The organism is Peribacillus sp. SIMBA_075 (assembly GCF_046534585.1).
In genome coordinates, this window is the sequence record NZ_JAWRYN010001210.1 from 1 (window position 1) to 250 (window position 250).

Annotated in this window: 1 protein-coding gene; it reads left to right on the top strand. The window is 66.4% G+C overall.

Annotation, left to right across the window (positions count from 1 at the left end):
• The coding region (locus SB775_RS32160; RefSeq protein ID WP_410865346.1) for a TonB-dependent receptor domain-containing protein at positions 1 to 250 on the top strand (250 nt) is incomplete at both ends.

Here is a 250-nt window from a genome sequence, read left to right on the forward strand (position 1 = left end):
GCCGAAGTCGGCACCAAGTGGAGCTTCTTCGAACAGGGCCTGCTGGTGTCCATGGCGCTGTTCCGCACCGACGTGAGCAACGAGATCGCGCCCGATCCCACCAATCCGAACCTCTACCACCAGACCGGCGAGAAGCGGGTCCAGGGCGTGGAGCTGTCGGCAGTCGGCCGCATCAGCGAGAACTGGTCGGTGTCGGCCGGCTACACCAGGATGGACGCGCAGGTGAAGCAGGGCACCAGGGTGGCGCAGG